The following is a 23,576-nucleotide window of genomic DNA, read 5'->3' on the forward strand; positions in this document are numbered from 1 at the left end:
GATTATATTTCAATTGTACTGCGCCATGAATGAATCAGAAAAACGCCTCCAAAGCGGCATTAGGTTTTCAAAATTCAGTTTGTCATCTAACAATTTAGCTTGACACTGCCAGTGATCTTTTAGGTGCACAGGCTTCTTTGGCGTTGGATATCGCCCGTCCCAAATGACATACTCTGACAAGACTCTAAGCATGTGTTTTTCATCTTTTGATATAGATATGCTTGCTGTATGGGCTAAGGCCACTAAATCATGAGTAGAGTTGAATTCTACATCCGCACCGACACATTGTGCTTTAAACACAAGTTCAAAAGACATACCCATGAGCATTTTATAAGTTGCCCAGCAATTAACCTCTAAATTCTTATTTTCTTGCATCGCCTTCCATAAGATACGAGCTGAAATTAAGAGATCGTGTGACTTATTATGCCAATATGCTGGAGTTTCCTGCCGAGTATCAAATTGAGCTTGATATGGATCCATACTTTAATTTCTCTTTAAAAGCTTGGTTCTGGCTTCGTTAAACTCCACTTCAGAGATGTGACCATCTTCTTTGAGCTTCGCCCACTTTGTTAGCTCATCAGCTACAGAGTATTGTTTTAATTTTTCTCCTTTAATTATGTCTACCTCTGACTGAATGCTCGAACTTTTCTCTGATTTAGGTTTTGTTGAAAAAATCCCATTAATCTCTACCCACTCTTTATGCTGGCTCAAAGGATTAAAGAATAGTTGGGATATAAACACCAAATACAGTATTGGAACCGAAGTTGCAAATAGGGATGCGTAAAACTCATCATCATATTTTTCCCACGAATACATATCTTCAGTGTACTCGGTAGTTATATGCAGAAAGCCAAAATATATGGCAAACCCACCACAGATTAACAATGCTAAAAATGTGTAACCCCTAAAAACCTTTACAGCCGTTTCAATATGATTGAAATCTTCATTTTTCTTCATCATGAAAATTCCAAAAATCAGGAATATTGCTGGTATTACACCAACACCAAAAAATATGGAAGGTAAAAAAAGCAGAATGAATATCACAATCTTGCTGTGATCACCGCTAGTCAATGGTTGATTTGTCACCAAACTCTCCTTTTGAAATATAACGCTTATTGAAGGGCAAATGAAAATTAAAGTCGCCCTTTAACTTATTGATTATTATCATCCTACATTTGCTATCTTATTGAAGTAAAGAAATTAATTGTGTCTAACAGACAAAAACAAACCGAGCTTGCACGTAAAGTAGAATTTTGGCTCAGTACACTAAAAATTAAAGCCAATAAAATCAGATGATTACGGTTTTTCTATTTTTAATACGATACAACTAAAGAACGATTTTAAATCGTTTTTTAGTTGTAAATCGATGAAATCCCATTATAACTGTACATAAAAACAGTACGTACCATATAAAAGTGTCCCAGCTGATTTTATCTTTCACGCTTTTGGCTTTTTCACATGCGCAGCATGTGGCTGTTGGGGTTAAGGGGTTCACCCCTTGCCCGTAGCTCCTATCCGATCTTTTTGGAACAAAAAGTGGGATAGGAGCGTACCGAGTTACGTTGTAGTCCCACTTAATAAGTGGGCTGCTTTGGCTTCGCACTCATTGAGTGCGAAACGGTTTAAATTGCATTCTTTAAGTGAACAGTTACGTGAAATGAGCGTGAAATTAACGCGAAAAAAGGTGAAAATTCGATTTCTCAGCAAGATTTATTATCGATTTACGCCCGTAGAATTTGATAAGTGCGGCTGAGAAATGATGCCGCTGATAGGCCCCATCATTTCTCAGGCTGATTATTGGTTCTGTGAGAGCAAATTTTGGCGTATAAAGTCACTCAGGATTTACTGACTGTTGTCATGATTAACGCTCTACGGTTGAACTTTTCAGCAAAAATCCTCTCATATAATCCCACTTCTTATACTGGTAGAAATAAATTCAATGTGTAACTGACTTTATCCACCACTGGTTTGAGTGTTTTCACATCATATTGCTTGCCGTATCGTCCATAGGTGATGTTGTGATAAACGTGTCCAACAAGCTGTGCCACCATCGACTCTTCTGTTTGCAGTTGTTTCAGTTCATCAATAAAGGTGTGACGGAATGAGTATGCTGTAGGTCGTTTACCTGCGATAAAGTGTAGTTGATCGAGTAATTTGCCAAATTCACGGCAGAACTTATGTGACCAAACGCCATCACTACTAGGTTGGTAATGAAATAACGGGCTGTTTGTTAAATGACTATTTTTTAACTGACAGCTTTTTGATGTTCGGTCAGTAATGGTTTGAACGAAATCAATAAAACCAAGCTCAATGAGTTTTTGATGTAGCGGAACAGTTCGTTTTGACTGAGTTGTCTTGAGTTGTTGGCTCGTGCCTTCATTGGTCACGTGAATGACGCTGATGCCATCGATTACGGTTATATCATTGCTGTGTAGCTGACAAGCCTCTGAAGGCCGTAAACCTTGATACAGCATCAATAGTGTTATCCATTTAAAGTCAGGATGCTTATCGATAAAGTCTTGTGATTGCAGTACGTGTTTTAGTTGCTCTGGTTGCCAGCGCTGACGCGCTAAATCATGCCCAGCTTGGTTACTTGGTTTTGATAGTTTCACTTCATCAAACGGGTTGGCGCTGGTGTAACGCATCAGTTTGCACCACTTAAAGAACTGCGACACCGCTGCTAGGTAGTCTTTGTTACTTTTGTGGCTTCTGCCCTCTTCAAGTAAACAATCCTTGTATTCCATCGCCTCAGCGCTGGTAATGTCGAATACATCATCTAGGTGAGTTCTTTCAATAAAGTGGCCTATACGTTGATTTAGCTGCTTTACCGTTAAGACTGAGACAGACTGCTTTTGTTTGGAGTTAATAAACTTAATTAGTGCATCCGTTAATGTGACGTTAGCGACTGAATTTGTTTGCTTTTTACTACCCGAACTTTTTGAAAACACCAAGTTTGTTGATGAGGGATAATTGTCATATGTCGCACTATTATGGGCTAATTGCGTTGGCCGAGTGGGAATAAACTGAATGATTTCCCGCACTGGCTTAGCCTTATCATCAAGCGTATCTGTTGCCCCAACAAAGCCTGCACGGGCATCATTAATCAATTGATTGACGTGTTCCTTAAACGCATCGGGCTGTGATTGTGGGGTTAAGTTGCTGATTAATGGTCGTAAGATACCCGCAACGACAAGGTTACGGCCTATCGCGATTGAGCGCTGTTTAGTGAGCAAGGATACTTTGATGTCGGCAGCGAAGCCTTTATCACGAAGATTAGCAGGCAATACCATGCGGGTGTAATAGGTACAATTTGTGGCTCGAAATAGGTACATATGTCTCAGTCATCCGTTTTGGGTCTGAGAATATGATTTTTCAAATGCTAGAAAGCAAAAAAGCCATTGATTATCAATGGCTTTTTCACTTTAGAATGTGGCGGAGGGATAGGGATTTGAACCCTAGAACGGGATAAACCGTTGCCGGTTTTCAAGACCGGTGCATTCGACCACTCTGCCATCCCTCCGAACGCGGCGAATAATATGACAACCTATTGATGCTGTAAAGTCCTAATTGAAAAAAATGCTCAACTGGCTACTTTAAGATCACTTTGGCTAATCTTCATGCTTTTTAAGGGCAATTCTGGCTGGATCTGGCATGGTGAATGATTCAAGCCAAGTGTTCCATGAAGAATAGCGGCTGGTGTAATACGCGCCAAATACCATGACTGAACAGATTAAAATGCCTAAACCGATTGCCTGCTCACCTGCCCCGGCAAATGCTGCCACAACACTTGATGCGCCAAACGCGACACTGATTTGAATAAAGTTCTGTAACCCAGCGGCTTTGGCAGCATCATCTTTAAATGTTTGTAAGGCGTTATTCACCACAATAGGATAAATCGCACCATTTGCAGCAGCCATAAATGCAAATACTATCAATAGTGGGTAGATGGTTGTCATTTCAAAAGCAATCGTCAAAATTGAAATTAACAGCGTTGTGGTAAAGAAAAGACCTAACTGCACTTTCAATGCCATTTGACTGCCAAAACGTTTAATCAGTATTTTACCGCCATAGCCCCCAACGATGAACATAATAGTTTGTGGAATAAAGCTTAAGCCAATCGCTGTTGCATCAAAGCCAAACTTATCCATCACCGCTGGCCACAGGGTTAAATAAGAAAAGAATGCCCCAGAACAGGCGGCAAATATCATCACATTTCCGACATAGAATGGATTTGCTAACATTTGCTTGAATGTCATCGCTTTATCTTTATCAGCTTTAATCGCCTCTGCGCTAGGTTTGTCGGCTTTGACAAAAATTTGAGTCATCAAAATCAGCAGCACACCGAGTAACGCTAAACAAACAAATATGCTCTGCCATCCCCAATATGATAAAAAGAAAGCTCCAATTAAGGGTGCTATAGCAGGAGATAAAGCGACTAATGGCATAATGTTTGACAGCACGTGCTGAGACTCTTCTGCATCATACTTTTCAATTACCAAGGCTTGCCAAATAACACTGGCACTACACACACCAATAGCTTGAATGAAACGGCCAATATTCATCATCACAATATTATCGCTAATAATGATAAGACCAGTTGCCATAACAAATAGCACTAAACCCAGTAGTAGCGAATTTCGCTTGCCCCATTTTTCAACAAGCTTGCCATAAAGTAATTGGCCAAAAGCTAAACCCGCTAAGAAGGTCGTTAGTGACATTGCCACATCAGCAGAAGATGCATCTAGTGAGCCTTCAATCGATTTAAAAGCAGGTAAATACATATCTGTGGCAATAAAACACAGCATACTGAGAATGGTCAAATAGAGAAAAAAGCCAGCTTTCTCAATAACACCAGGGGATTTTTGTTGTTTACTCATACCTAATACTCAAATTATTTTTCATTAGACATAGTTTAATTATTAGAAATTAATCTGTGAAACGTTTATATTTGAACACAGCCATCAAAAAATATCACAGCAAAGGTTACCCTATGCTTTCAGAGCAAACGTTACATATGATTGATATCGTCGCCCGATTAGGCAGTTTTACTGCGGCGGCGAATGAATTACATAAAGTGCCATCTGCGGTGAGTTACGCGGTCAAGCAAGTAGAAACTGATATTGGTGTGGTGTTATTTGAGCGTCACCATAGATCGGTAACCTTAACTCAACCCGGTGAGCATTTTTTAAAACATGCTCGCGAGTTACTCAGGCAAATGGGTGAGCTGAAACGTGAAACTCAACGGGTGGCAAATGGCTGGCAACCCACTTTATCTATTGCGTTAGACAATATTGTCCGAGGCCGACAAAATCAGTTGCTTAATTGCAGACTTTTATCGCCATTTTGATGATGTAGAGTTAATTATTCAAATTGAAGTATTTAATGGTGTGTGGGAGTCTTTGGCCAGTGGTCGCAGTATGGTAGCCATTGGTGCTACCACAGCAATACCTGTGGGTGGTGTATATCAATATCGAGATATGAAAGATATTGAGTGGGCATTTCTGGTCAGTAAAAACCATCCACTAGCCGCAATTGATAGGCCGCTTGAAGACGATGAGCTTAGGCAATACCCAGCAATTTGTTTAGAAGACACCTCAAGAGAAATCCCTAAACGCACCACTTGGCTTTTAGACAATCAACGCCGTTTGGTGGTGCCAGATTGGATAAGAGCAATTAATTGTTTTCGCTCAGGTTTAGGCGTGGGTTATATGCCGATCCACCTAGCGCAGCCCTTTATTAGCGGTGGCATGCTAATAGAGAAGCAATTAAAAAACCCTAAACCTTCTAGCCCTTGTTGTTTAGCGTGGGATCAAGACCGTATGTCTCCGGCACTACAATGGGTACTAGATTATTTAGGTGACACTGAAAAATTACACAATGAATGGCTAGCTTAAGTGATTAAACTTATTGTATTAGCCTTATGTTTTACATTTTTGGCTTGGTTAAGCATAGTTTGACTTATATTTGGTATTGATTTTTTGAGGCTAACAAGTTGAATCTTCAGCTTTCGCCCTTATATCTATTATTATCAATACCCATAACGTTAAGCAGAATAATGTTAGCGTAAAGCTAACTAGAGCAATCATTTTTAATATTGGTTTAAGCTAGCTTGATAACAATGGCATTATATTTAAATTTTAGGGTTTAAATTACTGATTAACCCTTATTTATGATGCTATATCACTGTGTTTACTTTAAGCTGAGTCATCTAAATTTAACCAATTAATCAACTTTGTTGCGTGTGGTTGTTTATTGTTCAAAATACGCATTTTACTGTCTTGGAGACTATTATGAATCAACAAACTTTGTCGGGCCATCAAGCTACGACGGTGGAAACAAACAAACTCATTAAAAATACTTATATGCTGTTGTCGATGACTCTGGCATTTGCCGCGGTAATGGCTGGTGTGGCAATGGCGTTAAATATTGGTCCATTTATGTCTATCGGTTTGTCATTAGGCAGTATCGTAGTGATGATAGTGACCTTGAAAAAAGCCGATAACGCATCTGGTTTAGCGTGGATATTTGCTTTCACCGGTATGCAAGGTGCATCACTGGGTTACATTTTGAACCACTATGTTGGCTTAGCCAATGGCCCTGAATTAATCATGCAAGCCTTTGGTTTAACCTCAATTATATTTGTGTCGCTATCAGCTTACGCCATCACCACCAAAAAAGACTTCAGCTTTATGGGTGGTTTCCTGTTTGCGGGTTTATTAGTGGTTATCGGTGCATCACTGATTAATATGTTTGTGGGTAACGGCGTGGCATTTGTCGCTATTCAAGCTGCTGTAGCAATGTTGATGGTCGGGTTAATCCTTTATGATACAAGTCGTATCGTAAATGGTGGCGAAACCAATTATATTCGCGCAACCATTTCGTTATTCTTAAACTTCATCAACTTATTCATGGCGCTATTGCACTTATTAGGCATAAGCAACGACGATTAATCGTCATTGACAGTAATTTACGATAAAATGGCCCTAAATTAGGGCCATTTTTTTTATAATGAATAAATTTATTGTACAAGTTAACGGACCAGCCTACGGTTCTACCGCCAGCTTTAGAGCGCTTAAGTTCTGCCAAGCTGTGGTTTCTTCTGGTCATCAAGTTGTAAAAGTCTTTTTTTATCAAGACGGTGTATACAATAGCAATGCCCTTAACTGCCCTGCTTCTGATGAAGTTAACCTACAGCAAATGTGGTTAAGCTTTTCGCAAGATAACCATACTGCCATAATAAATTGTGTGTCCGCTGCACTGCGCCGTGGAGTCTTGTCTGAACAAGATGCGCTTGAAAATGGTAAAGCGCATTGGAACAGTAACGATACTTTTGTGATGGGTGGCTTAGGTGAGCTTGTTAGCGGCATCGAACATGCCGATCGCTTAGTGTGCTTTTAAGGACTGACCACAACATGAAACAGATTTGCATTGTATTTCGTCACGCGCCCTATGGCACAACTTATACCCGCGAAGGAATAGATTTTTCGTTACTCAGCGCCAGCTTTGAGCAACTGGTGTCGTTGATTTTTTGCGATGAAGCTGTGCTGCATTTATTGCCTGATCAACAAGCTGAATTGGCGGGTAGCAAAGACTACGTGTCGGTTTTTAAAGCGTTTTATTTATATGAAATTGAAACAGTAATGGCCTGTGAGCAGTCCCTTAATGCAATGGGGTTAACTGTGGCAGAATTAGCGATAGATGTGCAATCAGCAAGCGTTGAAGCCATTAGCGCCCAACTAGCACTGGCCGATGAGGTATTAGTATTTTGATTTTACATCACATTCAAACATCATCGACTAGTGATAACGCCTTAAGCCTGTGCTTAAGATACATAGCGGTTAACGACAGTATTATGCTGGCGGCTGATGCGGTAAACGCCCTACTCAAGCCGCAATTGTTATCGGCGATGCAAGCTTATAACGTTTATGTGTTAAACGATGACATTCAAGCCCGCGGCTTAACAGCAAAAATAGCCAAGCTGCAATATCCTAATATTCACCAGATTGATTACAATGAGTTCGTTAATCAAACATTGCGCCACACTAAGGTCATCACATGGTAGAGAAGTCATTTGAATTTATGTTTGAGTTTAACGGCAAAGCAATTGAAACAGACAAGCAAGGCTATCTTAAAAACGTGGATGATTGGCAGCTTGATATGGCGCCGATTTTAGCGGCTACTGAAAACATTGAGTTGTCTGAAGCACATTGGGAAGTGATTCATTTTGTGCGCAACTTCTATTTAGAATACAAAACCAGCCCAGCCATTCGGGTATTAGTTAAAGCCATTGGCCAAAGCCTAGGTGCGGATAAAGGCAACTCTAAGTACCTTTATACCCTATTTCCTGTTGGCCAGGCTAAACAAGCAACAAAAATAGCGGGATTGCCCAAACCCGCTAAATGTCTTTAATGGGGCTTTAGTTTAGGCAGTTTCAATTTAGACAGCACTGGCTTCTGCAATCGAACCGTTTAAAATAAGTGCCTTTAATGCTAAAGGCACTTTTTTTATCTGCCGGCTAATGCCGCTGCGGGAGCAATTTTAGTGGCTTTCCATGCGGGATAAATCGTGGCTAGCAAACTCATGACTAATCCAATAAAGATCACAAAAAGTACGTCATGGGTTTGTAATTGTGATGGCAAAAAGTCGATAAAGTAAATGTCTGAGTCCAATAACTGAATCCCTAACATAGATTCAAATCCCTTCGCTATCGCACTTAAATTAACCGCAATCAACATCCCTAAAACACCGCCTATCGCACAACCTAATAAGCCGTTTAGTCCGCCTTGCATGATAAAAATGGCCATAATGGCTGAGCGCTTTAATCCCATGGTCATTAAAATCGCAATTTCAGATGCTTTGTCGCGAACAGTCATCACTAACGTCGACACAATATTAAAACAAGCAACGGCGATAACTAACGCCAACACTAAATACATCACCATTCTAACCAATTGAATATCTTGATAAAGGTGACCCTGAGTTCGTGTCCAGTCATTAAGGTATAGGTATTGTTCCTGCGCATAGCCTAAATCACGGGTAATGCTAGGGGCGCTAAATACATTATCGACTTGTAATCTAACGCCGCTAACGCCATCACCCATACTCAGTAGATCGCTTAAGTATTTCAAAGGCACATAGGCTTGCGAGGCTTCAATTTCACCGCCTAAGTCATACACGCCACTGACCACGAATCTATGGCTTTTAGCCGCACTTAAGCGGTTGTTATTAGCAGCGGGCGTGTACATTGCCAATGTGTCGCCAACCTTTAATTGCAGTTTATTCAATAAGCTGCGACCCAGCACAATATGATTATCTGAACCTTGTAAAGACTGCCAGGCATTGGCATCCATATATTGGGCAATGCTTGATACTTGCTGTTCATATTCTACATCAATACCGTTAACCACTATCCCCTGAAAACCACCAGGCTTTTGCACGAGTCCCTGCAAGCGCACAAAGGGCGCAACACCGGTAATTTGCGGTATGTTTTTAGCGGTTTCAGCTATGGCTAACCAATCTTGAATAGGCTCATTCACACCAACCAACTCGCCGTGTGATATGACCCCCAGCAAGCGGGTTTGTAGCTCTTTTTCAAAGCCGTTCATGGCTGACAATACGATAATTAATACCGCCACGCCCAAGGCGATACCTGCGGTAGAGGCAAATGAAATAAAACCGATAAAGCCGTTATTCTGCCGGGCGCGATAAAAGCGCCAACCAATTAAAAAGGGTAACCATTTACTCATGGTCACTTCCTACTGGCGGGTTGTTAGTAGCAACTTGTAACACGCCATCTTTCATGGTTAATTGGCGATCCATTTTAGCGGCTAGCTTATGGTCGTGCGTTACCACTACAAAAGCCGTACCAAATTGTTGGGCTAACTCACGAATTAATTGATATACGGTTTCGCCACTGCTGGCGTCTAAGTTGCCGGTTGGTTCGTCGGCTAACACTAATTTAGGTTGATTAATTAACGCACGGGCAATCGCCACACGTTGACGTTCGCCACCGGATAACTGCGCCGGAATATGCTCCAATCTATGACCTAAACCAACCCGTTCTAATAACACTTTGGCATTAGCTAACGACTGTTGTTTATCTTTACCTTGAATAAAAGCTGGCATAGCAACGTTTTCAATCGCACTAAATTCAGGTAATAAATGATGAAACTGATAAATAAAGCCTAAATCTTGGTTGCGAAGGCTTGCTTGTCTTGCCGATGACAATTGATAGATATCTTCACCATCTAACATCACCTTGCCGTCGCTTGGGGTGTCTAAAGTGCCCATAATATGCAGTAAGGTACTTTTACCCGATCCTGAACTACCCACTATGGCTAACTGCTCACCTTTGTAAACCTCAAGATTAACATCAGTAAGTACTTGGGTGGTCACTTCGCCATCATGATAATGTTTACTGACATGGCTAATGGTTAATAAAACCTGTTTATTCTGGGTCATTATTCGTATCTCAATGCGGTAGCGGGTTGAACCTGTGCGGCGCGTAACGCTGGGTAAATTGTAGCAACTAGGGTTATCAACAAGGTGCCAACAATAATCACACTCAACTGAATGAACGATAATTGCACCGGCAATGTTTGACCAGCGCCTAGAATAGAAACGCCCAAGGTGGTTAAAATATCATTCAAGTTTAGGGTTAAAATAACGCCAATAAGGGTACCTAATCCTAAGCCTAACAAGGCATTTAACGAGCCTTGCACAATAAAGATGTTCATTACTGCGCTTGTGGTTAATCCCTGGGTTTTAAGCACCGCCACATCTGTAGTTTTATCAACTACCATCATGACCAATGCTGACACAATATTAAACGCCGCTACCGCCACAATAAGGCTGAGCATTAACGACATCATGTTTTTTTCCATTTTTACCGCGGCAAATAAATGACCAAAATCAGCTCGCCAGTCACGGCTAGTTGTATCAACACCTTGCTGTTGTAAAAGCTCGATTGCTAATGGTGCAATATTAGCAACATTGAATGGGTCGGTTAAATACAGTCGCAGCTCAGAGATAACATGAGGGTCTTGACGCATTAAACGACGGGCGTCTTGATAATGCACATAGGCAACAGAAGCATCAACCTGAGCGCCCATTTCAAATACCCCTGCCACGGTAAACTTACGCTGACTAGGCACTGGGCCAAGTGGTGAATACACCACACCATCACCACTTAGAATGCGGATTTGATCGCCAGTTTTTACCGCTAAGTTTCTGGCTAATTCGCTACCTAATACAATGGCGTAGCTGCCTGATTCTAGTGCATCAAACGCGCTTGAATAGGTATGAGAGATAATGCTCGATAAACCTTGTTCAAGTTCAGGATAAACCCCTAATACTTGCGCAGCGGCAATATTAGCACTGGATTGCAGCATACCTTGGGTTGTGGCACTGGGCACGACGCCAACAATGTCATTTTGCAGTTGTTTATGGTGTTGTAAAAAAGTCGCCTGAGCCTGCCAATCATCAAATCCTGTTTGATGAACTAAGGTTAATTGCGGCACAGCACCTAAAATACGGTTTTTAAGTTGCCCTTCTAGACCGTTCATCACCGAGCTGACCACAATTAACGCGGCCACACCGAGAAAAATACCGGATACAGCAAACAATGTGATAAATGACGCAAACGCATTGGCTTTTCGTGCTCGCCAATATCGAAACCCCATAAAAAAAGAAAATCCAAAATTCATATAAAATTTGTCATCCAATGCTCATATTCGAGCGTATATTGGTTATCGCTGAGTCAAAATTGACGCTAAAACCATTACAAAAAGCTTATGACTTGCTAAACCATCAAGTTGGGCATGATAATAGGGGTATTAGATTGATAAATAAAGAGGCAAACCTTGATAAACGATAGCAATTCTTATTTTAGCGTGCCTCACCAATTTAATGTTTATCTTACGCCCTGGGATAACCAGCGTCCGATCCCTGATGACACTCAACTCAGACAAATGCAATCCACTGGGCTTAAACTATTGTCAGAGGTTAAGGCACTCGAAGCAAACTGCTTATTGCAGTTACGCCAGTTAGACAGTGCGACGCAGTCTATTGTTGAATTTTTAAAGTTACAATCCCGTAAAGTCGATTTAGTATTACAGCATGTACTAGAAAAAGAAGCTCAATCTGGAGTGAAATATCAAGGGCATCAGTTTGGTGGCAGTGGCTTTAGTCTTTTTTCAGATAAACAAATGGATGTTGGCAGTATTTTTAGTTGCCATATTTATCTTCATGCCGAAGTTGTTGCAGTATTGTGTATTGGTGAAGTGACCGGATCATACTCAGTCGACACGGAAGAAGCCATTCAGGTTAGTCGCTCAACGACTATTGAACAGGCATTATGGCAAACTGACCTCGCCTTTATTCAAATTTTAGATGAAGATGTTGAGCAGCTAGTCAAAGCCAGTTTAACTGTGCAACAAAAAATGCTTAAACTGCGCAAACAGCAGCGTAAAGACAATCTGTAAGTTCTCTTAATACAAGTTAATCAATTAAATGAAACAATTTAGTGTAATCGCTCCGCCAAGTGTTAAAAAAGGCCAACAACAGCAAATTTTAACCACCCTAGGCGGCGTCTCCAAAGCGCTCACTGTCGCAAATTTAATTACCCAGCATTCAGGCACCAGTCTGATTGTGACCCACGACACCCCAAGTGCACTGACTTTAGAAGCCGAACTGAGCTACCTTTTGGTCAATGCTGGGGTCAATGTGTGTTTGTTTCCTGACAGAGAAACCCTGCCCTACGACAGCTTTTCACCGCATCAGGACTTAATCTCACAGCGCCTAGAGTCTCTGGCACAAATCAGCCAAAGTAATCATAACGTGGTGATTGTGCCAGTGAACACCTTGATGGTGCGATTGCCGCCAAAATCATTTTTAACCGCCAACGTGATGATTTTGAAAAAAGGCGACATCTATAGCCTTGATCAAGTGCGTCAGCACCTGACTGATACCGGCTATCATATTGTTGACCAGGTATATGAACACGGTGAGTTTGCCATTCGTGGCTCAATTATTGATATATTCCCTACCGGCTCTAAACAGCCACTGCGAATAGAACTGTTTGACGATGAAGTGGAAACCATCCGCTTTTTTGATGTCGATACCCAGCGCTCTGGCATGGCACTTGAACAAATTAGAATGCTGCCAGCAAAAGAGTTTCCAACAGATAGCGCTGCAATTGAAGGGTTTAGACAGCGTTACCGTCGTCGCTTTGAGGTTATCTCTAAAGAAGCTGAATCCGTTTATCAATCGGTGAGTCGTAATATCATGCCGGCGGGTATTGAAAATTATTTGCCATTGTTTTTTGATGAATCATCCAGCTTATTTGATTACCTGCCAGAACAAAGCCAACTGATCACCTTAGGTGACATTGATAAAGCCTGCGAACATCATTTACAAGAAGTGCACAGCCGTTATGAAGACCGCCGAGTCGACCCATTAAGGCCTTTATTAGAGCCTAAAGAGCTTTATTTACTCAGCGACCAACTGTTTGCCGCATTTAAACCTATGCCGCGCAGCCAAATCATTAATGCGGTGTTTGATGAACAAGGTCACATTAATCCTGACTCGCAGCCCAAAAGTGCTTTGCTGGTCAAAGCCAGCACCATTAGTGATATCAATGCCAATCACAAATTAAAACAGCCTTTATTAGCCTTACAGGAATACAGCCAACAACATCCACAGATGTTGTTTGTGGCTGAATCTGAAGGTCGACGCGAAGCGTTACTTGAGTTACTGGCAAAAGTAGGCATTAAACCCAAACTGTTTAAGCATATTGATGACTATGTCACCGCCAAAGAGTTTATCGGTTTAGTCGTATCGCCACTGTCACGCGGCTGTGAGTTAGAGCTAGGCTCTAAAGGTAAAGTCAGCATTATTTGTGAAACCGAATTATTCGGTCACCGTATTTCACAGCAACGTCGCCGTGAAAAACAAAAGCAAGTCAGTACTGATGTACTGGTTAAAAACTTAGCTGAACTTAAAGTCGGCCAACCTATTGTGCATTTAGAGCATGGTGTCGCGCTTTATCAAGGGTTAGAAACCTTAGACACCGGCGGTTTAGTTGCTGAGTATTTAAAGCTTGAGTACGCTGGCGGCGATAAGCTTTATGTGCCTGTGTCGTCACTGCATTTAATCAGTCGCTTTAGTGCGGGGAATGAAGAAAATACCCAACTTAATAAATTAGGTAATGAAACCTGGGCTAAAGCCAAGAAAAAAGCTATTGAACGTATTCGTGATGTCGCCGCTGAATTACTGGATGTTTATGCCCGCCGTCAAGCTCGACCGGGTGAAGCATTGGCACTTGATGAAGAAGAATACGCTGTATTTTCTCAAGGTTTCCCCTATGAAGAAACCGTTGACCAAGAAAGTGCTATTCATGCGGTATTAGCCGACTTACAAGCGCCAATGGCAATGGACCGGTTAGTGTGCGGTGATGTGGGCTTTGGTAAAACGGAAGTGGCCATGCGCGCAGCCTTTGTTGCCGTCAATGCCGGTAAACAAGTCATAGTACTGGTTCCTACAACATTATTAGCACAGCAACATTATGAAAACTTTACCGATCGCTTTGCTGATTGGCCATTTGTGATTGAAGTCATGTCACGCTTTAGAACCACTAAAGAGCAAAATCAAGTGGTGCAATCGTTAAGTGATGGCAAAGTCGATATTGTCATTGGTACCCATAAATTACTCTCGGCAGAGATTAAATTTGATAACCTTGGCTTACTGATTATTGATGAAGAACATCGTTTTGGCGTGCGTCAAAAAGAAAAGATTAAAGCCTTACGTGCCAATATCGATATTCTTACCTTAACCGCCACCCCTATTCCACGCACCCTGAATATGGCCATGTCGGGTATGCGAGACTTATCAATTATTGCCACGCCACCAGCTAAACGTTTAGCGGTTAAAACCTTTGTACGCGAGTACGATATTGCCACGGTGCGAGAAGCTATTTTGCGGGAGATTTTACGCGGTGGCCAAGTGTACTATTTACATAACAACGTTGAAACCATTGAAAAAGCAGCCCAAGATATTCGCGATCTGTTACCAGAAGCGCGCGTTGTGACCGCCCACGGGCAAATGCGCGAGCGTGATTTAGAAAAAGTGATGGCTGATTTTTATCACCAACGTTTTAACGTCCTTGTGTGTACCACCATTATCGAAACCGGTATTGACGTACCTAGTGCCAATACCATTTTGATCCACAGGGCTGACATGTTTGGTTTAGCACAGTTACACCAACTACGTGGTCGAGTAGGACGTTCACATCATCAAGCCTATGCCTATATGATGACACCGCATCCAAAACGTATGACCTCAGATGCGCGTAAACGACTAGAAGCCATTGATGCATTAGAAGATTTAGGCGCAGGCTTTTTACTGGCCACCCAAGATTTGGAAATTCGCGGCGCGGGTGAATTGCTTGGTGATGAGCAAAGCGGACATATCAGTAAAATTGGTTTTAGCTTGTATATGGAAATGCTCGAATCTGCCGTCAAAGCGCTTAAAGAAGGTAAAGAGCCGTCTTTAGCCTATATGATGAATGCGATTTGTGACATTGATTTACGTATTCCGGCATTATTACCCGAAGATTATGTTGGTGACGTCAATATGCGTTTATCGTTATACAAACGTATTGCCAATTGTGACTCTGAAACCATGATTGATGAGCTTAAAGTCGAGTTTATTGACCGTTTTGGTATGCTGCCGGATCCGACCCGTAATTTAATGGATATCACCTTATATAAACACCAAGCAACTGAGCTAGGATTACAGCGTATTGAGATGCACTCAAAAGGTGGCAGTTTAGAATTTGGTGCAGAACATAGAGTCGATCCGATGTTTATCATCGGTTTATTGCAAAAGCAGCCACAAATCTATCGAATGGACGGGCCAAATAAGTTAAAGTTCACCATTCCAGCTGAAACCAGTAAAGACAGGCTCGAGTTATTGAAAACTTTACTTGAACAGCTCGCTAAACATCAAACTGGAGAGCAGTAGTGCTTTTGAATATAACAGTGCTTTTTAAAATAAATGTGCTTCGCAAAATGTCAGCGTTACCCCGTATCGCGATAACAATGGCAACGCTTAGTTCGTTAACGTTTTCAACTCAAGCGCAAGCCGAATCCTGGTTTGAGGTTGAGGTATTTGTTTTTGAACGTGAAAGTTCATCATTAGAGCAATGGACAAATGCCGTAGCACCGCAAATTAATGAACGCGCGGTCGATTTCATCACCCCATTAATCAGCACAGATATTACCGGTGTAGCCGCGGGACTCAGTGGTTGCAGTGCTAATGATTGGTCTAGCGAGATCACCCCAGACTGTAACGACCCGCTAAGCAGCAGTACTGTGCGCAGCCATCCAAGCCAAGTGCCGTTTACTATTGCCGCACCGCGTGAACCGCAAGCCTATTTAGGTGCAGGTCCAATACTGCTTGCTGACAGCCAAAGCAAATTTAAAGATATTATCCGTACTGTTAGCCGTGAACGTAATGTCAAACCTGTTGTGCACTTAACCTGGCAGCAAAATATGGAGTCACAGCGTAGATCAAAACCGGTAAGGATATTTGGTGGTAAAGACTTTTCAAAACAATTTGATTATCACGGTCAGCAAGTCAGTGGACAATCTCAAACAGAAGCGTCGTATCAACTGTCAACGAATGACTTTTCGACCCTGGGCAATATGGCGACAACCCAACATAAAAAACCAGTATGGGAACTCGATGGCACCATCAATATTTATTTGAGTCATTATTTATATATTGAAAGTAATTTAGCCTTGCGTAAACCGATTCAGAAGTTAGTCGAGTCTAACCGTAGCGAGTTCAATCAATTTAATGCGGTCAATAATAAAGTAGAAAAGACCATGAAGCCGTTTTTACAAGTGATTCCATTAGCGCAAAACCGTCGGGTGCGCAGTGGCGAAATTCACTACTTTGACCATCCTAGAATGGGCATGGTAATGCAAATTCGCAGAATGGCGCAGCCAACCTCGGTAAAGCCAATTGATTTAGGTGCGCCTAGCTATCAAGGTCAACCTCATTCTCAAAGTCAATCTGGTGTAGTTCAACCCTATGGTCAGTAATCGCTAAGTGAGTAGTCTGTAGATGAATAATATCTAGGACAAGAACAATTAGATCAAGTATCTAATCTATTCGAATAAGCACTATTGTTTATATCTAAGTGTATAGCGACTGAGTATATAGAGCACTGAACGTGGATACGTTCGGTGCTTTCTTTTATCTGGAAGAATAACGTGTTTGATATCGGCTCGCATTTGCTTCAGTTTGTTCACTCGGTGCAACACAAGACCAAGTGTTATCTTCAGACTGAAGTGCGATATCCATCGAACTACACACTTCTTTGATAGACTAATAACGTATTATCCCCCATCCAAAACACTAACATAAAAAAATCCCCACCAGAGTACTGGTAGGGATTATTTTTCATCTGCAAGATAGGTCAAGAGCACTTAAACGATCGGCATTACAACTCAAGTTGAAGCTTTTTTATATTTGGTGCATCACTGTTTTATATAGCAACACTACAGTGGCTTAACCGCACCAAAGAAACCTACAGTTAAAATAATCACCCAATAGCAATACGCTAAACGACGACCAAATTGGATACTGCGCTCTAGTTGGTCTTCCACTTCTTGGCTGTCACCTTCTAGTGCTAATTTGCGGAAGAGTTCAGTCCACTCACGCATGATAAAACGCAACAATAAGCCAATAACAAGTGCTACTGAGAATAACAATATTTTAATCGAAAACCATTTCTGGCCATCTGCTGCATTAAACGGCCCTTCGCCCATTAATGACGCAATAGACGCAATGGCTAAAGCAGGTATAACAAAGTAACGAATAGACTCATCAGCTTTGGTTAATTTCAAACCTGTATCTGACTCACGGTAGATAAATGCTGACCAACAAAGCGTTATCCATAGGAAGAAGAATATCCACATCCCCATTAGCCATATACCACCCAAAGGCTGTACACCCCACAAGTTCCCCATATGGAAACCTAATGGGAAAAGCATTAAAATACCCGTGCGAGCCAAAATATCTATTCGATATGCGGTTTCCATATGCCGCTTACGTTCGCTCATTGCCAACTTACGGTTAATTACATTATATGATGTTTGGAATACTCCCCACTCACCACCTAGCCAGTACACCATAGCTACAATGTGTAGCCAACGTAGTATTGGTAATTCATACGTTACAAGAAAATCCATGATTAGGCCTTATTTAGATAATTTCCGTAACAGGATAAGCAGCGGTTATTGGTTGATCATTGACAGAAGTCAAAAGTGGCTTTTGGCAAACAGCAGAAACTGGGACCATTGATAAAAAGCAATTGCTTGGTAGATTGATTAGGGCCTGTTGATCTTTAAAGGTTATTTTTGCTGTAAATGGTTTTGCTTAGATGACTAGGCATCATTCCATGCTATTGGGTAATACGGCTGTTTAATTGACATTAATGCTTCTTGAGCCAAATAGCTTGTATCTAGGTGTTATTGATTATCGTCAATGATAAATTATTACTGCTGCGTAAACTGGTTTTTCTGGTTTATTACAACTGCATCTGAGGGTTTTATGTTGTCACGCGGCCATATCGAATTTATTCAATCACAACAGTTGCCATGGCATGTTATAGGCGGCGGTTTAGCACGCCCTAATGTAGATTACAAAATGCTAAGCCGAGATCCAGCTAACGGAGCATGCTCGATTTTAATGCGATATCCGGCCGGTTGGTCACGCAGTGGCGCTGAACACATTACCGCTGATGAAGAGTTTTACGTACTACACGGCTCCATTGAAATGGATGATCATGTGTACTATGAAGACTGCTATGCTTTTCTACCCGCGGGCTGGACACGGCATAAAATCAGCTCCAAAGATGGCTGCGTAATACTCGCATTTTATAACCGCGAGCCCAATCTTATAGATGCCGCTGGCGACGGTTCAGCCGAATTATCCCATAGAGCAATTCAGCATTTAGATGTTGCAGCCATGCCTTGGGACTTATCGCTTAACGATCCAAATCTTAAACACTTAGGTATTTCGCGAAAAAATTTACGTACCGATCCCGATACTGGAGAGCGTACCTTTTTATCCCTGATTTTTCCTCAAGCAACGCCTACTAATAACAAAGGCCCTCAAGAGAAACATCCTGTGGTAGAAGAGGCGTACGTCATATCTGGTTCGTTAACGGGGCCTCATGGCACTATGTATCCTGGAGCCTATTTTTGGCGCCCGCCACAAATAGCACATGGGCCGTTTGGATCACGCTGGGGTGGTGTATCGCTAATGCGTTTCGTCGGCGGCGAGCATGTCAATATATGGACTAAAGAAGAAGCACCTTTTTCATACAACACGCCATACCAGCCTATCCTACCTGACTATTTACGTGAATTTGAAAATAAGCCTTGGGTTCCGCCAGCAGAATATTAAACAAACCAAACGGACAAATGCAACAAAGCGAGCCTTAATAGCTCGCTTTAATATTGACCGTCCTAAATAAGGTTGACACTTGCCAACATCAATTTTGCAAAGTGCAATGAATACAACCGCGCAATAACTGCCTCTGTTTAAAAACGTCAGTCATCGAATGACGCTTAGTTTACTCATGCTTACACACGATAATAAGCTAATTCTGTCTATGCTTTGTGCAATCTTACGATATTTTGTACAAGACTTTTGGTCGCAAACTTCAGCAATTTGATATTCATAGGTAAGGCTAATAGTTGACATTTATCATGCGCTTCTAAAGTAATGAATGAGTAGTATAGGTCAACGTATTAGTTAATTTAGTGGCGGGTTAAATTGCGATGTATCAATACCGCTGCACTTCAAAGAGAAAAAATATGACACAAAGACAATTAGGGCCCGTTGTAGGGGCGACATTATTATGCCAAAACATTGATAAAGTGAGTCAGGCTTATCAAAACGGCCTTGGTTACTCTTTGGTAAGTGAAGGCGTGTTAGACGAGGCGCAAATACAATGCTGGAATACGCCTAAGCTGCGCCAGAACAAAACGCAAGTATTGGCATCATCTGATGGTCAAGCTTGGCTTCGGCTGGTAGAAGACAAAAACAGTCATAGCCATTTACCGCTTAAAACACACGGCTGGATGTCTCTTGAGACCAACGTTGCCGATGTGGATGTGATTCGAAATGAAATTGATACAAAGGCATTCACCATTATTGGCGAACCGGCTTATTTGCAAGTAAGCGATGCCATTAAAGCCATGCAAGTGGTAGGCCCTGCCAACGAAGTGACTTATTTAACCCATATTGAGCGCCCAGTGCCGCCCTTTGAATTACCTATGACTAGCGCGAGAACCTCGGGACTGTTTATTCCTGTATTGTGTACGCCTAGCCGAGACGATAGTTTGGCTTTTTACCAGTCTATTAATAAGGCTCAAGCAGGTTTGAAGTTTGATACAAAAATTACCATTTTAAATAGCGCGTGGAACAAAGACATTGAGCATCAATACCAAGTGGCTACGTTGCAGTTAGATGGCAAGTGTTTATTTGAAATAGATCAAGTGCCGCAGGCGCAACCTATTATTAATAATGAAGGATCGTTACCCTCGGGAATTGCGATGGTGACCTGTATTGTTAAAAATATAGACGAGATAGCAGCGCAGTTTAATGTAACGATTACCCAAACCAATAATGCTTATTATCCGGGCAGTAAAATCATTATGTTAAAAGGCGCAGCAGGCGAATTAATAGAGTTAGTGGGCGCATAAATTAACGCGTCCTTTGCGTCCAATTTAACTCACTTTAACCAGCGCTTTGCCCATATTAGCACCCTGCATTAAGCGGCAAAATGCTTCGGGTGCAGCCGCTATGCCTATTGCAATATCTTCGCGAGTCTTTACGCTACCGTTATTGACTAATGGCAAGCAGGCATCAATAAACTCTTGTCTGCGATATTCAAAGTCATATACCACTAAGCCGTATACCGTGGCGCGCGAGCGTATCCACAGTCCGAGGGGACGGCCCCCCTATTCTTTCTTTTTGATTATATTCAGCCATTAGGCCACACAGTATTACCCGTGCGCCTATGGCAAGCCTTGCCGATACCGTGTTTAGTATTTCACCACCAACCAAATCAAAATAAATATCGACGCCTTTAGGGCATAACTCATCTAGGCGGTTGGCTATATCTTCGGTGCGCCGATTAATACATTCATCATAGCCAAGTTGTTGTTTTGCATAGGCACATTTTTCGTCACTGCCAGCAATGCCAATCACTTTGCAGCCAAAGCTTTTTGCCAACTGCCCAGCCGTTGAACCTACCGCGCCGGTTGCTGCGGGGATCACCACAACATCACCAGCTTTGGGCTTAGCTTGCCAAACAAGACCAGCGTAAGCCGTAAGTCCAGGCATACCTAACACAGAAAGTGCGTACGATGATGGCGTTATTTTGTCACATACCTTAGTCAGTTCCTTTGCACTGTGTACCGAATATTCTTGCCACCCTCCCATACACCTTACTTTGTCACCGACTTTATAGTGTTCATCAAGCGACTCAACAACCTCACTTATGGTTTCACCCAAAAGCATGTCACCAGGCTTTATAGCCCCCGATATATGACGACCTGATATTTGACTGCGCATGTAAGGGTCGAGCGATAAATAGCGCGTTTTACACAACACTTGTTTGTCGCTTAATACAGGAATGGTTGACTCGGTTAAGCTAAAGTTACTGACGCATGGCTCACCTTCTGGGGTAGATTTGAGCCTAACTTGAGTGTTTTTCTTCATTTTTTTATTTCTTGTTTTGATTTTAAGAATGCATGAAACGCGGTATCCATTGATTGTGCAACGCTTAGCACTGCAGCGTTCTCATCCATCCATACCTGCCATTGCTTTATAACGGGCACATCAGCAAATACATTTTGCATATGAAACATGGGGATAATAGTTTTTACATACCAAATGATAGGAAAAAGCGCCATGTCGCCCAAGTCAATATTGGCTTTATAAAAGCCTTGACTGTTACTGTTGTTTATCACCAGCCAACGATCAAACTTGCTCAGTGTTTGACTCAGTAATTCAAATTGGACTTTTTTATCAAACTCAAACTCAGGCATTAGCAATGATTTAAAATAAGGCATTAATGCGGGCCACAGATGCGTGTCGGCGTAGGCCATGGTGACATGCATTTTTGCTTTATCCAGCGGATCTTCTGGCCTACATGTGGTTTGAGGATATATATCCTCAAGGTATTCCATAATTGCTGTCGACTCAGGCAAATAATCGCCATTGTCTAGCTCCAACAAAGGGATTTTACCTAGCGGGAACGTAGTTAAGAATTCAGGTGTGCGCAAGGCATATGAAGGTGCAATGATTTCTATCGGTAACTTTTTATGCAGAATTTGGATTTTAACCCTTGCCGCGAAAGCTGAATGATCCAAGTTGATAAAGCGCATTATACTTTCCTTTTTAATCGTTACTTTATCTAGTTTAATCGAGGTTATTTTATCGCTGAGGCCATTCTGTTCGCGGGCATTTAATGTAAGCAGTGCACGCTATCTAGTCGTGCACTGCTCATAAATGCTTATCGTGCGTATTGGAACCCTTTTGGTAAACCTGCATTTGGCGTAAAGCCATACAGAGGTTCATTCGGTAGCGCTTTTGCTAAAATTTGACGTGCTTCAAATAATTTATCAAAGTTAATACCCGTTCGTAGCCCCATGGCTTCTAGCATAAACACTAAATCTTCGGTAACTATATTGCCACTTGCTCCAGGTGCCGCCGGACAACCACCTATACCGCCCATTGAAGAGTCCACTGTGGTAATGCCGACCTCTATTGCGGCAAGGGCGTTGGCTAAACCTTGACCCCGTGTATTATGTAAGTGAATACCGCTTAGGTTTTCTTTACCCACTGCAGCCCACACCTTTTTAATCAATCTTTGCACTTGTGCAGGATTTCCTGAGCCTGTGGTATCCGATAAACCAACCTCGTCACAGCCTGCCTCCATTAGCGCAACCGCCAACGAAACCACCTTGTCTTCACTGACGCTGCCTTCTATTGTGCAACCAAATGCAGTGGCTAAGCCGCCTTCAAATTTAGGTCTGTTTTCAACTGGCAGAGATTTGATAAACTGGGCAATATTAGCAACCTCTTCTAACATTTGTTTGTGCGTGCGTTTCACGTTACGCAAACTGTGGGTTTCACTTACCGACAAAGGGATGCTCATTTTAGTCGGAGAGGTTTTTAAGGCATTTTGAGCGCCACGCAGATTCGGCACTAAAACGGCAATCGACAAGCCTTTATACTGCTTAGCATGTTCAACTAATTGATGCGTGTCGGCCAATTGAGGTAATACCGTTGCAGGAACAAACGAACCTACTTCTATTTCAGGAATACCGGCGGCGACCAAGGCATCAATCCAGGCTTTTTTGTCTGCGGTTGACATAATGGCAGAAATACTCTGCAAGCCATCGCGCGGACCTACTTCACTAATTTCTATATCGAATTTTGTCATCACTTTATTCCTATCACCTCTGTATTTTTTATAGAGCAACATTATC

Annotated in this window: 23 protein-coding genes, 1 tRNA gene and 1 pseudogene; 12 read left to right on the top strand and 13 right to left on the bottom strand. The window is 41.9% G+C overall.

The genetic code is table 11. The features are described 5' to 3' along the window. Positions 1 to 9: 9 nt before the first annotated feature. The 5 genes from L0B17_RS11580 to punC form a co-directional block, all read right to left on the bottom strand. Positions 10 to 480 carry a hypothetical protein gene (locus L0B17_RS11580; RefSeq protein WP_235084965.1) on the bottom strand — a complete coding sequence of 157 codons (471 nt, stop codon included), beginning with the start codon at positions 478 to 480 and terminating at the stop codon, positions 10 to 12. 3 nt (positions 481 to 483) lie between these two features. Next, the gene (locus tag L0B17_RS11585; protein ID WP_235084967.1) at positions 484 to 1,086 is read right to left on the bottom strand and encodes an SHOCT domain-containing protein; all 603 of its coding nucleotides are present in this window, start codon (positions 1,084 to 1,086) and stop codon (positions 484 to 486) included. 830 nt (positions 1,087 to 1,916) lie between these two features. Beyond that, the gene (locus L0B17_RS11590) at positions 1,917 to 3,332 is read right to left on the bottom strand and encodes a site-specific integrase (RefSeq protein ID WP_235084968.1); all 1,416 of its coding nucleotides are present in this window, start codon (positions 3,330 to 3,332) and stop codon (positions 1,917 to 1,919) included. 98 nt (positions 3,333 to 3,430) lie between these two features. After that, a tRNA-Ser gene (locus L0B17_RS11595) sits at positions 3,431 to 3,520 on the bottom strand. Positions 3,521 to 3,608: 88 nt separating this feature from the next. Next, a complete protein-coding gene (gene punC / locus L0B17_RS11600; RefSeq protein WP_235084970.1) occupies positions 3,609 to 4,877 on the bottom strand; it encodes a purine nucleoside transporter PunC in 1,269 nt (422 codons plus the stop codon). 113 nt (positions 4,878 to 4,990) lie between these two features. Between punC and punR the strand changes: the two are divergent. The 6 genes and pseudogenes from punR (at position 4,991) to L0B17_RS11630 (ending at position 8,409) form a co-directional block, all read left to right on the top strand. Further along, a pseudogene (gene punR / locus L0B17_RS11605) lies at positions 4,991 to 5,894 on the top strand (DNA-binding transcriptional activator PunR). Between the two features lie 396 nt (positions 5,895 to 6,290). Beyond that, the gene (locus L0B17_RS11610; RefSeq protein ID WP_235084971.1) at positions 6,291 to 6,950 is read left to right on the top strand and encodes a Bax inhibitor-1/YccA family protein; all 660 of its coding nucleotides are present in this window, start codon (positions 6,291 to 6,293) and stop codon (positions 6,948 to 6,950) included. A 58-nt stretch (positions 6,951 to 7,008) separates the two neighbouring features. Beyond that, positions 7,009 to 7,398 (top strand): sulfurtransferase complex subunit TusD, encoded by a 390-nt coding sequence (gene tusD, locus L0B17_RS11615; RefSeq protein ID WP_235084973.1) that lies wholly within the window; start codon positions 7,009 to 7,011, stop codon positions 7,396 to 7,398. Positions 7,399 to 7,412: 14 nt separating this feature from the next. Beyond that, the gene (tusC, locus tag L0B17_RS11620) at positions 7,413 to 7,769 is read left to right on the top strand and encodes a sulfurtransferase complex subunit TusC (RefSeq protein WP_235084975.1); all 357 of its coding nucleotides are present in this window, start codon (positions 7,413 to 7,415) and stop codon (positions 7,767 to 7,769) included. Next, the gene (gene tusB, locus L0B17_RS11625) at positions 7,766 to 8,062 is read left to right on the top strand and encodes a sulfurtransferase complex subunit TusB (protein WP_235084976.1); all 297 of its coding nucleotides are present in this window, start codon (positions 7,766 to 7,768) and stop codon (positions 8,060 to 8,062) included. The genes tusC and tusB overlap by 4 nt, the downstream gene beginning before the upstream one ends. Positions 8,063 to 8,079: 17 nt before the next feature. Continuing rightward, the gene (locus L0B17_RS11630) at positions 8,080 to 8,409 is read left to right on the top strand and encodes a TusE/DsrC/DsvC family sulfur relay protein (protein WP_235089790.1); all 330 of its coding nucleotides are present in this window, start codon (positions 8,080 to 8,082) and stop codon (positions 8,407 to 8,409) included. 95 nt (positions 8,410 to 8,504) lie between these two features. Here the strand turns inward: L0B17_RS11630 and lolE are convergent, their stop codons facing one another. The 3 genes from lolE to L0B17_RS11645 are packed head-to-tail and all read right to left on the bottom strand — an operon-like array spanning position 8,505 to position 11,705. Then, positions 8,505 to 9,746 (bottom strand): lipoprotein-releasing ABC transporter permease subunit LolE, encoded by a 1,242-nt coding sequence (lolE, locus tag L0B17_RS11635; RefSeq protein ID WP_235084977.1) that lies wholly within the window; start codon positions 9,744 to 9,746, stop codon positions 8,505 to 8,507. Further along, entirely contained in the window at positions 9,739 to 10,461 is a 723-nt protein-coding gene (lolD, locus tag L0B17_RS11640; protein ID WP_235084978.1) for a lipoprotein-releasing ABC transporter ATP-binding protein LolD, read from the bottom strand. Before lolD ends, lolE begins: the two co-directional genes overlap by 8 nt. Continuing rightward, complete coding sequence (locus L0B17_RS11645; RefSeq protein ID WP_235084980.1) at positions 10,461 to 11,705, bottom strand: lipoprotein-releasing ABC transporter permease subunit; 1,245 nt, start codon at positions 11,703 to 11,705, stop codon at positions 10,461 to 10,463. The genes lolD and L0B17_RS11645 overlap by 1 nt, the downstream gene beginning before the upstream one ends. 156 nt (positions 11,706 to 11,861) lie before the next feature. On the opposite strand from L0B17_RS11645, the gene L0B17_RS11650 reads away from it, so the two are divergent. The 3 genes from L0B17_RS11650 to L0B17_RS11660 are packed head-to-tail and all read left to right on the top strand — an operon-like array spanning position 11,862 to position 17,105. After that, positions 11,862 to 12,482, top strand: coding sequence for a hypothetical protein (locus L0B17_RS11650; RefSeq protein ID WP_235084981.1), 621 nt, complete (start codon positions 11,862 to 11,864; stop codon positions 12,480 to 12,482). A gap of 28 nt (positions 12,483 to 12,510) precedes the next feature. Continuing rightward, positions 12,511 to 16,020, top strand: a complete 3,510-nt coding sequence (gene mfd / locus L0B17_RS11655; protein WP_235084983.1) for a transcription-repair coupling factor — start codon at positions 12,511 to 12,513, stop codon at positions 16,018 to 16,020. 47 nt (positions 16,021 to 16,067) lie between these two features. Further along, positions 16,068 to 17,105, top strand: a complete 1,038-nt coding sequence (locus tag L0B17_RS11660; protein ID WP_235084985.1) for a peptidoglycan binding protein CsiV — start codon at positions 16,068 to 16,070, stop codon at positions 17,103 to 17,105. Between the two features lie 459 nt (positions 17,106 to 17,564). Here the strand turns inward: L0B17_RS11660 and L0B17_RS11665 are convergent, their stop codons facing one another. Beyond that, complete coding sequence (locus L0B17_RS11665) at positions 17,565 to 18,257, bottom strand: hypothetical protein (protein WP_235084986.1); 693 nt, start codon at positions 18,255 to 18,257, stop codon at positions 17,565 to 17,567. Between the two features lie 361 nt (positions 18,258 to 18,618). On the opposite strand from L0B17_RS11665, the gene L0B17_RS11670 reads away from it, so the two are divergent. The 3 genes from L0B17_RS11670 (at position 18,619) to L0B17_RS11675 (ending at position 20,780) form a co-directional block, all read left to right on the top strand. Continuing rightward, entirely contained in the window at positions 18,619 to 19,476 is an 858-nt protein-coding gene (locus L0B17_RS11670; RefSeq protein ID WP_235084988.1) for a cupin domain-containing protein, read from the top strand. Continuing rightward, positions 19,433 to 19,546, top strand: coding sequence for a hypothetical protein (locus L0B17_RS18295; protein WP_443019889.1), 114 nt, complete (start codon positions 19,433 to 19,435; stop codon positions 19,544 to 19,546). Before L0B17_RS11670 ends, L0B17_RS18295 begins: the two co-directional genes overlap by 44 nt. Before the next feature lie 343 nt (positions 19,547 to 19,889). Continuing rightward, a complete protein-coding gene (locus L0B17_RS11675; RefSeq protein WP_235084990.1) occupies positions 19,890 to 20,780 on the top strand; it encodes a hypothetical protein in 891 nt (296 codons plus the stop codon). A gap of 24 nt (positions 20,781 to 20,804) precedes the next feature. Here the strand turns inward: L0B17_RS11675 and L0B17_RS11680 are convergent, their stop codons facing one another. The 4 genes from L0B17_RS11680 to L0B17_RS11695 all read right to left on the bottom strand — a co-directional run bounded on the left by L0B17_RS11680 (position 20,805) and on the right by L0B17_RS11695 (position 23,530). After that, entirely contained in the window at positions 20,805 to 20,984 is a 180-nt protein-coding gene (locus L0B17_RS11680) for a hypothetical protein (protein WP_235084992.1), read from the bottom strand. After that, positions 20,974 to 21,801 carry an MDR family NADP-dependent oxidoreductase gene (locus tag L0B17_RS11685; protein WP_235084994.1) on the bottom strand — a complete coding sequence of 276 codons (828 nt, stop codon included), beginning with the start codon at positions 21,799 to 21,801 and terminating at the stop codon, positions 20,974 to 20,976. The genes L0B17_RS11680 and L0B17_RS11685 overlap by 11 nt, the downstream gene beginning before the upstream one ends. Further along, positions 21,798 to 22,469: a glutathione S-transferase family protein gene (locus L0B17_RS11690; RefSeq protein WP_235084996.1), complete on the bottom strand. Its 672-nt coding sequence runs from the start codon at positions 22,467 to 22,469 to the stop codon at positions 21,798 to 21,800. The genes L0B17_RS11685 and L0B17_RS11690 overlap by 4 nt, the downstream gene beginning before the upstream one ends. A 128-nt stretch (positions 22,470 to 22,597) precedes the next feature. Further along, positions 22,598 to 23,530 carry a hydroxymethylglutaryl-CoA lyase gene (locus tag L0B17_RS11695; RefSeq protein WP_235084997.1) on the bottom strand — a complete coding sequence of 311 codons (933 nt, stop codon included), beginning with the start codon at positions 23,528 to 23,530 and terminating at the stop codon, positions 22,598 to 22,600. Between the last annotated feature and the right edge of the window lie 46 nt (positions 23,531 to 23,576).

Source organism: Shewanella sp. OMA3-2, from assembly GCF_021513195.1.
In the GTDB taxonomy this organism is placed as follows: domain Bacteria; phylum Pseudomonadota; class Gammaproteobacteria; order Enterobacterales; family Shewanellaceae; genus Shewanella.